Source organism: Paenisporosarcina sp. P5_A11, assembly GCF_056400705.1.
Genome location: NZ_JBFUKT010000336.1, coordinates 1 through 1,578, shown reverse-complemented (window position 1 = coordinate 1,578; position 1,578 = coordinate 1). Strand labels below are relative to the sequence as shown.

The following is a 1,578-nucleotide window of genomic DNA, read 5'->3' as shown; positions in this document are numbered from 1 at the left end:
ATGGAAAATTGATATTAAGAGTGAAACTGATGCTCGCGAACTTGGTATTTATCCAGCTCAAGCTTCTGAAAGCTTTAGCGATATAGATGAAGAGTTCGAAGATAATAGCGATGATAATTACGATCTTTACAAAGATGAAGAATAAGCGAAGAGGGTGAATTTTGATGTCTAGTCAAAAGAAAATACCTTTACGAAAATGCGTTGCGACAGGCGAAATGTTTCCTAAGAAAGAAATGATTCGTATTGTTCGATCAAAAGAAGGCGAAGTTTCGGTTGACTTAACGGGTAAAAAGTCAGGTCGAGGAGCATATGTTTCTAAAACCAAACAAGCAGTTGAAATTGCGAAAAAACGCAAAATCCTGGATAACCAATTAGAAGCAAAAATACCAGAGAGCATTTTTGATGATTTGTTAACTGTGATTGAAAGAGAGCAACTGAAATGAAACAAAAGCAACAAATTTTACAACTTCTCGGGTTAGCTGTCAGTGCGAGAATGTTAACGTCTGGTGAAGAATTAGTCGTAAAAGTTATTCGTAATAGCCAGGCTAAGATTGTTATTATCTCATCTGATGCTTCTGCTAATACGTTGAAAAAAATTCAAGATAAATGTAAGTCTTACAACGTTGAGTTACATGTATTCGGTGATCGTTCAGATCTCGGACATGCTACAGGAAAAGATGCCCGTGTGGTACTCGCAGTAACCGACCAAGGTTTTGCGAAAAAACTTTCCGAACTACTCAACGAATTTAATCGGGGGTGACCTAATGACCAAACTACGGGTTCATGAATACGCAAAGCAAATTAATAAAACAAGTAAAGAAGTTATCGATCAATTAGGTAAATTAAATGTACAAGTGACGAATCATATGTCGACTTTAGAGGGAGATGCGGTTTCTAAATTAGACTCTGTCTATAAAAAAACGTCTACTCCTGCACAAAAACCTGCATCAACAAATGCCAATCGTCCGCAAGGTGATCGTCCACAAGGTTCGGGTTATCAAGGCAATCGTCCACAAGGATCAGGTTCACAAGGTACTCGCCCGCAAGGTTCTAGTACTCAAGGGAGTCGTCCACAAGGTTCTGGTTACCAAGGAAACCGTCCTCAAGGTAGCAGTTCTCAAGGGAATCGCCCACAAGGTTCTGGTTACCAAGGGAATCGCCCACAAGGCAGTGGTACTCAAGGAAACCGTCCACAAGGTAGTGGTTATCAAGGAAACCGCCCACAACAAAGCAGTGGTACTCAATCAACTGGACCAAAAGCACCAGTGGGACAAAGTCGTGGCGTAGCAAATGCTACAACTCCATCACGCGATAAGACAAAACCTGTAACAGCAACTTCAGGTGAAGGTCGCAATCAAGAACAAGGTACTCAGACTAAAGCGAAGAATTTTGGTCCAAACCGTGCACCGGGTTCAAGCTTTAACCCTCGTGCTGGCGGCGGAAATCACCGTCCTGGAACTGGTAACCGCGCTGGAGGAAGAAATAAAGGCAAACAAAACCGTCAACCAGTAGCACCACCAGTACCAAGAAAAGAAAAAGAATTACCAGAAAAAATTACATTCTATGAATCATTAACAG

The 1,578-nt window shown here is 41.3% G+C and carries 3 protein-coding genes; all 3 read left to right on the top strand.

All coding sequences use genetic code 11. The features are described 5' to 3' along the window. Positions 1 to 164: 164 nt before the first annotated feature. Positions 165 to 443 (top strand): RNase P modulator RnpM, encoded by a 279-nt coding sequence (gene rnpM / locus AC1DOS_RS20060; protein ID WP_108584658.1) that lies wholly within the window; start codon positions 165 to 167, stop codon positions 441 to 443. After that, a complete protein-coding gene (locus AC1DOS_RS20055; RefSeq protein ID WP_108584660.1) occupies positions 440 to 760 on the top strand; it encodes a YlxQ family RNA-binding protein in 321 nt (106 codons plus the stop codon). Before rnpM ends, AC1DOS_RS20055 begins: the two co-directional genes overlap by 4 nt. A 4-nt stretch (positions 761 to 764) precedes the next feature. Further along, the coding region (locus AC1DOS_RS20050; RefSeq protein ID WP_477538899.1) for a translation initiation factor IF-2 N-terminal domain-containing protein at positions 765 to 1,578 on the top strand (814 nt) is incomplete at its 3' end.